Source organism: Streptomyces glomeratus (assembly GCF_021462825.1).
Classification (GTDB): Bacteria; Actinomycetota; Actinomycetes; order Streptomycetales; family Streptomycetaceae; genus Streptomyces; species Streptomyces glomeratus.
Map to the genome: position 1 here is coordinate 1 of NZ_JAKEEB010000075.1, position 6,972 is coordinate 6,972.

Genomic DNA, 6,972 nt, shown 5'->3' on the forward strand with positions numbered 1-6,972 from the left:
AACAGCTTGAAGGGCGTCAGCTCCCGGTACCTGCGCGCCGAGTACACCGGCCGTATCAACCGCATCGGCATCGGCTCTGTGTTCTGGTCCCGCTCCTACTTCGCCGGATCGTGCGGCGGCGCACCGCTCAGCATCGTCCGCCAGTACATCGAAGGCCAGAAGCGGCCCACCTGACCCTCACCGAGGAGGCGCAGCGAACTCCGGCGCTGCGCGCCTCCGGTCCAAGGATGCGTTTCCCTCCCCGGCTGAAGCCGGGGATACCCACCCAAGATCAGGGATGGACAAGGTGACCATCAGCGAGGAGGACCGCCGACTGCCCGGGCTCTGGGCGGCCCGGCCCCGCTCCCTTGCCGGGGCGGCTCACGCGGCCGTACGTGAAGTCGGCGACCCGGTCGCCACAGCCGCCGCCCGCGCCGCGTGCCACGCGGCGGCAACCCCGTACTTCTACCCATTGGCCACCCTCACCAGTCCAAGCCCGCTCTGCGACCAGCGGTTTTACCAGGCGCGCGCTCGTGAGCTCGCGGCGCGCGATGACGCCGCTGCCGGGGATCGAGGAGATCCGATGGGCCATCGAGCACGCCCCGCCGGCAGTGCGCACCCTTGTGCTGCGGACGCCGGCTCGCAGCCCTGGCCCCAGTCGGATGGACACGCTCTACCACCGGTTCGGTGCTGCCCTCCGGGGCTGATCGGCGAGGCACGCGGCCCGTGGCTTCCGGGCAGCCGGGCAGCCGGGCAGCCGGGCCGACAGTCCGGGGCCATGCTTGACCTTGCCGCTGCGGCAGGGTTTCTACTGGCGGCATGCGCATAGGAGAGATCGCCGCGCTCGTCGGAGTCACCTCCCGGGCCGTGCGGCATTACCACCACATCGGTCTCTTGCCCGAGCCCAAGCGGCAGGCCAACGGATATCGCGCCTACAGTCTCCGAGATGCCGTTCTGCTGGCCCGGATTCGACGGCTGACCGAGCTGGGGCTCGGCCTGGATGAAGTGCGGGACGTTCTCGCGAACGACGCTGGGCGCGAACTGGCGGAGGTGCTGGGCGAGTTGGACGCCGACCTCGCACGCCAGGAGCGCGAGATCCAGGAGCGCCGCAGGGTGCTTGCAGGCCTCCTGGACGGACCGCTCACGCCGGACGCGCCGCTCTCCCCCGCTCTCGTCGAGCTCCTGACGGCCGCGCCCGCCACCGCATCCCCCGCCGCGGCAAAGGACCGAGAACACCTGTCCCTGCTGGATACGACGGCCGCCGGGGACGCGGTGTACGGGGCTTTGCGGCCCTTGGCCGAGGACCCGGCCGTGCTTGCGCTCTATGAGCGGCTGGACGAACTGGACGGCGCAGCGGCGGACGATCCCCGGATCGCGGCGCTGGCCGACGACATGGCCGCCGCCGTACCGGACGAGGTACTGGCGGCGATTCCGGACAAGGGAGCGGTGGCGACGGGCTTGGAGCAGGCGCTGCTCGCCGACTACCCGCCCGCCCAGGCGGAGGTGGTGCGTCGGGTGATGCGGCAGCTGACCGTCCGGATGCACCAGAGGCCGTCATGAGTCCTCGGGTCGCGCGGGCGGCGGTGTGGGCGATGCTGCCCACCGAGATCGCCCTCCTGGTGTGTGGGGTGGCAGGCGTACGGATCCCCGGAGCGGTCTTCGTGGGCGCCGAGGCGCTGGTGTCGACCGTACTCGCGCTGGAGGCAGTGACTCTGTGGCGGCTGTACGCCCAGCGGCGACGGGCCGGAGCCGGACACCGGAACGCCGTGCTGAACGCCGTGCGCGATGCGCTGCACACCCTGGTCCCGGCCGCCGCACGCCGAGTCGTCGCACACGAGGTCCGGGCGCTGTACAGCCTCGGGCTGTGGGTGCTGCGCCGCCGCCACCAGGTTCCCGAGGGTGCGCTGGCCGTCGCGTACACCGGCCCCCAGACGGCCATGATGTACGGGCTGCTCTTCGTCTCCGTCATCGAAACGGCCGTGCCGGCCCTGCTGATCCGCCGGCCGCTCGTTCACGCCACCCTGCTCGTCGTGGACGTGTACGGACTGGTGCTGGTCCTCGCCCTGCATGCGTCCTGCGTGGTACGGCCTCATGTCGTGGGTTCCGACGGCTCGCTGCGTATACGGTACGGCGCGCTGTTCGACCTCTGGGTTCCAGCCGCCGCTATCGCCGCCGCCCGGGTCGAGCGGCGATACCCCGATGGACGGCTGCTGCAGCTGCATACCGATGGGGTGCTCGACCTCGCGGTGGGCAGCCAGACCACGGTGACGGTGGAACTGACGAAACCGGTGGAGTTCGTGCGGCCGCTCGGTGCGAAGGGCTTCGCCCGTACGCTCCGGTTCCACGCGGACCACCCGTGTGAAACGGTGACCGCGCTCACGCAGGTTCGACCAGACCCGCCGTCGTGCGTTGCCCGGTGTCACTGCGGCGCGCATCCTGGAAGGCACCGAACAAGGGGGTGTGCGGGCGATGAAACGCTCGGCGATGCGGTCTCCTCGTCGTTATGAGCAGCTGGTGCCGCGAAGAGAGCGTCCGGAGCCGGTCCTGCCCGTCAACGGCAGGGTCCGGGTGCGGGAGGTGTTTCCGCGAGGTCTTCTCCAGGAGCCTTGGCTTCCCTCCTTCTTCCGTGTGGAACCCAACGACCCGACGCGTGGGTTACCCGGAGGCCCGGCCATGCAGCCGGAGAGTCCGGCCGCCCCGTGCACGCCCAAGCAGTGCCGCCGTTGGTTGAAGGCCGCCGACGCCTATGCCGCCGCGGTGGACGGCATCAGCTTCGAGCTGATGGCCGCGCAGGAACGGGCGGACCGGTGGTGGATGCTGTGGAGCCGGCCCTGGGCCGGGAGGGCCCTGCGAAAGGTTCAGCTTCGATACCCGGAGGTGGTCCGGGAAGCGTGCGAGGCCTACGAACCGGTCCGCCGGGAAATCCGGTGGGCGATTCAGGCCGAGGAGGAGAACGATGCGGCGCGGGCGCGGCTTGCCGTGCGGGACGTCTGGGGCCGGGCGACCGCTCCGGGTGCCGAGGGAGCGTCCCTCACCTTCGTGTTCCGCCACGATGTTCCACCGCGTGATGTGCCCGAATCGGCCACCGTGGACCGGTCGTTCGTGGATGTGCGTCGGCTGCGGATGGCCCTTGCCGGCCTCGGTCGCCCTTGTGTCGTCTGGGATCGGGCCGCCCTGGCGAAGACCGAGGAGGAGTTGGCGGGCCTCACCTTCCGGCGGTGGTGGCAGGACCAGTTCTCCGAGGACTACGAGGCGTTCTCCGTCGGATGTCGCGCACGGGGGGTGCCGAGCAGCTCCTCGGCCCGGACCAACCGTGACCCCGGTGGCGCGGCCACCGGTGGCACGGGTGGGTTCACCGGGTTCTCCATCCACTGAGCTGCTGTGATCCGACTGCCGGGCCGGCGCGAGGTGATGGAGGGTGTCATGCCGCGTCGTGGAAGACGAGGCCGAGGGTGTGCCGGCGGCCGGAGCGGACCGTGCTCACGCCGTGCCGCATCGGCCCGTTCGACCAGCCCCGCCTGGTCGCCACCGGTCGGTCCCGAGTGGTGAAGACCAGGCCGTGGCCCTGCGGCAGGGTCGTGGACGAGCCGCGCGACTGCGCGCGCGGTCGCTGTTCGGTCATCAGGAACTCGCCGCCGGTGAAGTCGACACCGGGGGCATCGAGGCCGATGACGACCTGGAGCGGGAAGAGCATCTCGCCGAACACGTCCCGGTGCAGGGCGTTCCAGTCGCCGGGGCCGTAACGCAGCAGAATCTGCGCGGACTTGGTCTGCCCGGCCTCGTGGCACTGCTCCAGCCACTCCCGGAGGGTGTCCGGCCAGGGCGCGGGCTTGTCGAGCCTGCCGGCCCAGTCCCGGGCGATGGGCAACAGCCGGGGATAGAACGCTTCACGCAACTCACGTACCACGCATAGTAGTTCATGGGTGAAGTAGCGGTACTGGCCGGAGCCGAAGCGGTGGCGGGCCATATCGACGGTGGTACGGAAGTGGGCGGGCTCGTCGTAGAGGGCGGCGATCTCATGGCACTCGGCCGGGGTGAGGAGCCGGCCGGTGAGCGCGTTGCCGTGCTCGTCGAGCTCGCCGGTCAGGGCCGCCCAGTCCTGCTCAGCGATCCGCTCGGCGACCGGTCCCGCGAGCCGGGTGGTCTCGATCATGGTGGGGATCCTTGATTCCCTTTCAGACGGCTTGGCGGAGGCGCTCCAGGTCCAGGAGCTGCTGCTTGCGCTCCAGGCCGCCCGCGTAGCCGGTCAGCGTGCCGCCGGCACCGATCACTCGGTGGCAGGGACGCACGACCAGCAGCGGATTCGCGCCGATCGCCGTGCCCACGGCCCGCACCGCGGCCCTCGGGGCGCCGATCTTCTGCGCGATGTCGCCGTAGGTGAGGGTGGTGCCGTAGGGGATGGCCTCCAGTGCCGTCCACACCCGCCGCTGGAAGTCCGAGCCTCGGTGGACGTACTCGATGTCGAAGCAGGTCAGCGTGCGGTCGAAGTACCTGCGCAGCTGGGCGACGATCTCGGTGAACGCCTCCGGCCTCTCGATCCAGCCGTCCTGGACCACGGCCCCGCGCTTCTGACCGGGCACGGACAGCGAAGCAAGCGCTGTGCCGCCCTTGGCCGTGGCCGACTCCTCGCCCACCAGCAGCAGCTCACCCAGCGGGCTGTCCATCGTCGTGTAGACCGTCATCGGTCCGGTGTCCTTTCATGTGGTTCCGAGGTCTGAAGAAGCCCCTGGTCTCTCCACCCTCCACTGTGCGGTGTTTCCACCACCTGGGCTGGCGGGATTCGGACGTCGTTCTGGGGAGCGGACGTCATTCGGCATCACGCTTCCGGGGCGCAGTGCCGGCCGGCGGCGTTCCACAAGTGGTGCATCGCATAGCTACGCCAGGGCCGCCAGCGTTCCGCGTCGACGGCCTCGGCGCCCGAGTGCCGCATGCCTGCCTGGACGGCCACGTCCATGGGCAGCAGGACGTCGGGGTCGCCCAGGGCCCGCATGCGGACATAGCCGGCTGTCCACGGGCCGATGCCGCGCAGGTCCAGCAGGGCTTTCTCGGTCTCGTCGCGGTCCGCTCCGGCGTCCAGGCATACCGTGCCGTCGGCCAGTGCGCCCGAGAGCGTGCGCACGGTGGCTCGGCGGGGTTCGGGCATCCCGAGTTCAGCCAGCGATGCCCCGGCCAGCGTGCCGGCGTCCGGGAAGACGTGGGTGAGGGCGCCGCTCGGCGTCGGCAGCGGTCGTCCGTAGGCGGTGACCACGGAGTTGCCGAGCTGCTGTCCTGCGGCCACCGACACCTGCTGGCCCAGCACCGCCCGGATGGCGAGTTCGTGCGGGTCGGCGGCCCCGGGGGCGCGCAGCCCCGGCCGGCGCTCGACGAGCGGCGCGAGCGCCGGGTCAGCGCCGAGGCGCTCGGTGACCGCGTAGGGGTCGGCGTCCAGGTCGAACAGCCGGCGCATACGCTGCGTGGCGGTGGTCAGGTCCCGCAGGTCGCCGAGGTGCAGGTGGCATTCCAGCCAGCCGTCACCGCACTTCTCGCCGACCTCGGCGATGCCCGGGGCGTGCGGCAGGTCCAGGGTGCGCCGGTAGGTGCGCTTCCCGGGGGCTCCGATGATCTCCTCGATGCCGGTCAGGGCGCGTGCGGCGAGGTAGTCGAAGACCTCGGCCGCGGCGTACGGGCCGCGGTAGGCCAGCCGCAGCGGGATGCCTCCCGCGCCGTGGGCCGTGGCAACCGAGCCGTAGCGGGAGGTGGGGCCCGGCTTGGCGGCGCGCAGCTCGCTGGGAGTGACGGCGTAGATCTGCCGGATGGTGTCGTTGAACTGCCGCACGCTGGCGAATCCGGCCGCGAACGCGATCTCGGCCGCCTGCATGGAGGTGGTCTGCAGCAGGATCCGCGCGGTGTGCGCGCGCTGTGCGCGGGCCAGCGCGATGGGACCGGCGCCGACTTCGGCGTTCAGCTGCCGCTGCATCTGCCGGGTGCTGTATCCCAGCCGTGCAGCCAGTCCGGCGACACCCTCGCGGTCGACGACACCATCGCTGATCAGTCGCATCGCCCGGCCCACCACGTCCGCCCGGGTATTCCATGCGGCGGAGCCGGGAACGGCGTCCGGGCGGCACCGGCGGCAGGCGCGGAAGCCCGAGTGCTGGGCCGCCGCGGCGGTGGGGAAGAAAGAGACGTTCTTCCGCTTGGGGGTGGTGGCGGGACAGCTGGGGCGGCAGTAGATGCCGGTCGTGGCGACGCCGAAGAAGAACTCGCCGTCGAAGCGTGCGTCGCGGCTGCACACCGCCTCGTACATGACGTCGCCCATGCTGTCGTCGCTGGTCACGTTCCCACTGTGCACGGCCTGAGCGCAGGGTGCTGGCGGAAATCGGACATCGCGTTTCCGGGCGGGGCGTGCCGGCAAGGCATCCGGCCGCCCTGCTGCCACGGGACGGCTGTACGCCGGGCTTGCTCAACCGTTGCACCAGGGTGCGGACGGTGCCGCGCGGCACGCGTTCCCGCCGGTGGAATCCCGCGCGTCCTCGTGCGCCTGGGCCATGGCCCCGCCGAAGACGATGAGGGACACCAGGGCGACCATCACGCCCTGACTGACGACGGTCACCATCGCCCCGGCGCGCGCGGCGATCACGACGGCCAGGAGGGCGAGGAGGCCGACCCCGCCGGCGGCGGCCAGGTAGCCCCACAACGAGTCGGCCTCGACGGTCCTGGCAGGGTCGAGGTCGAACCCGGACAGAAACCAGAGCCCGAAGATCACCACCAGGGCGCCCAGCTCCAGAAACAGCAGGCCGCACCCGGCCCCGATGTCGGCGCCCCTGTCGGGACGGTGGCGCCGCTCGGAGCCGGTGGTGGCGTCGAAGGCAGGCGGTGCTGTGACTCCTCCCCCTCGTGAACGAGGGGGCTTCTCGCTATGCCGGTGCGGCGTGGCGACGGACCAGCCCGGCCCGTAGAACGTTCAGGGCGCCCACCGTGTCCGCGTGCGCCTGGTGGCCGCACGAAACGCAGTGG

7 protein-coding genes and 1 pseudogene are annotated in these 6,972 nt (G+C 71.3%); 4 read left to right on the forward strand and 4 right to left on the reverse strand.

Annotated elements, in window-relative coordinates; all coding sequences use genetic code 11:
• The 4 genes from LZ604_RS35080 to LZ604_RS35095 form a co-directional block, all read left to right on the forward strand.
• The coding region (locus LZ604_RS35080; RefSeq protein ID WP_234519961.1) for a transposase at window positions 1-174 on the forward strand (174 nt) is incomplete at its 5' end.
• A 624-nt stretch (window positions 175-798) separates the two neighbouring features.
• The gene (locus LZ604_RS35085; protein WP_234520248.1) at window positions 799-1,539 is read left to right on the forward strand and encodes a MerR family transcriptional regulator; all 741 of its coding nucleotides are present in this window, start codon (window positions 799-801) and stop codon (window positions 1,537-1,539) included.
• On the forward strand, window positions 1,536-2,486 hold the full coding sequence (locus LZ604_RS35090; RefSeq protein ID WP_234520250.1) for a hypothetical protein: 951 nt from the start codon (window positions 1,536-1,538) through the stop codon (window positions 2,484-2,486). The genes LZ604_RS35085 and LZ604_RS35090 overlap by 4 nt, the downstream gene beginning before the upstream one ends.
• A gap of 166 nt (window positions 2,487-2,652) precedes the next feature.
• The gene (locus tag LZ604_RS35095) at window positions 2,653-3,354 is read left to right on the forward strand and encodes a hypothetical protein (protein ID WP_234520253.1); all 702 of its coding nucleotides are present in this window, start codon (window positions 2,653-2,655) and stop codon (window positions 3,352-3,354) included.
• Window positions 3,355-3,400: 46 nt separating this feature from the next.
• Here LZ604_RS35095 and LZ604_RS35100 read toward each other — a convergent pair whose 3' ends face one another.
• From LZ604_RS35100 to LZ604_RS35115, 4 genes and pseudogenes are all read right to left on the reverse strand, one after another.
• Complete coding sequence (locus tag LZ604_RS35100; RefSeq protein ID WP_234520255.1) at window positions 3,401-4,132, reverse strand: 2OG-Fe(II) oxygenase; 732 nt, start codon at window positions 4,130-4,132, stop codon at window positions 3,401-3,403.
• A gap of 22 nt (window positions 4,133-4,154) precedes the next feature.
• Window positions 4,155-4,661, reverse strand: coding sequence for a methylated-DNA--[protein]-cysteine S-methyltransferase (locus tag LZ604_RS35105; RefSeq protein WP_234520257.1), 507 nt, complete (start codon window positions 4,659-4,661; stop codon window positions 4,155-4,157).
• A gap of 134 nt (window positions 4,662-4,795) precedes the next feature.
• On the reverse strand, window positions 4,796-6,274 hold the full coding sequence (locus LZ604_RS35110) for an AlkA N-terminal domain-containing protein (RefSeq protein WP_234520262.1): 1,479 nt from the start codon (window positions 6,272-6,274) through the stop codon (window positions 4,796-4,798).
• A gap of 144 nt (window positions 6,275-6,418) precedes the next feature.
• A pseudogene (locus tag LZ604_RS35115) lies at window positions 6,419-6,775 on the reverse strand (DUF6234 family protein); the annotation flags it as partial.
• Between the last annotated feature and the right edge of the window lie 197 nt (window positions 6,776-6,972).

Bases quoted from the DNA above. Each gene is read 5' to 3' on its own strand.
- LZ604_RS35085 (WP_234520248.1), top strand. From the start codon at position 799: ATGCGCATAGGAGAGATCGCCGCGCTCGTCGGAGTCACCTCCCGGGCC.
- LZ604_RS35090 (WP_234520250.1), top strand. From the start codon at position 1,536: ATGAGTCCTCGGGTCGCGCGGGCGGCGGTGTGGGCGATGCTGCCCACC.
- LZ604_RS35095 (WP_234520253.1), top strand. From the start codon at position 2,653: ATGCAGCCGGAGAGTCCGGCCGCCCCGTGCACGCCCAAGCAGTGCCGC.
- LZ604_RS35100 (WP_234520255.1), bottom strand. From the start codon at position 4,132: ATGATCGAGACCACCCGGCTCGCGGGACCGGTCGCCGAGCGGATCGCT.
- LZ604_RS35105 (WP_234520257.1), bottom strand. From the start codon at position 4,661: ATGACGGTCTACACGACGATGGACAGCCCGCTGGGTGAGCTGCTGCTG.
- LZ604_RS35110 (WP_234520262.1), bottom strand. From the start codon at position 6,274: ATGGGCGACGTCATGTACGAGGCGGTGTGCAGCCGCGACGCACGCTTC.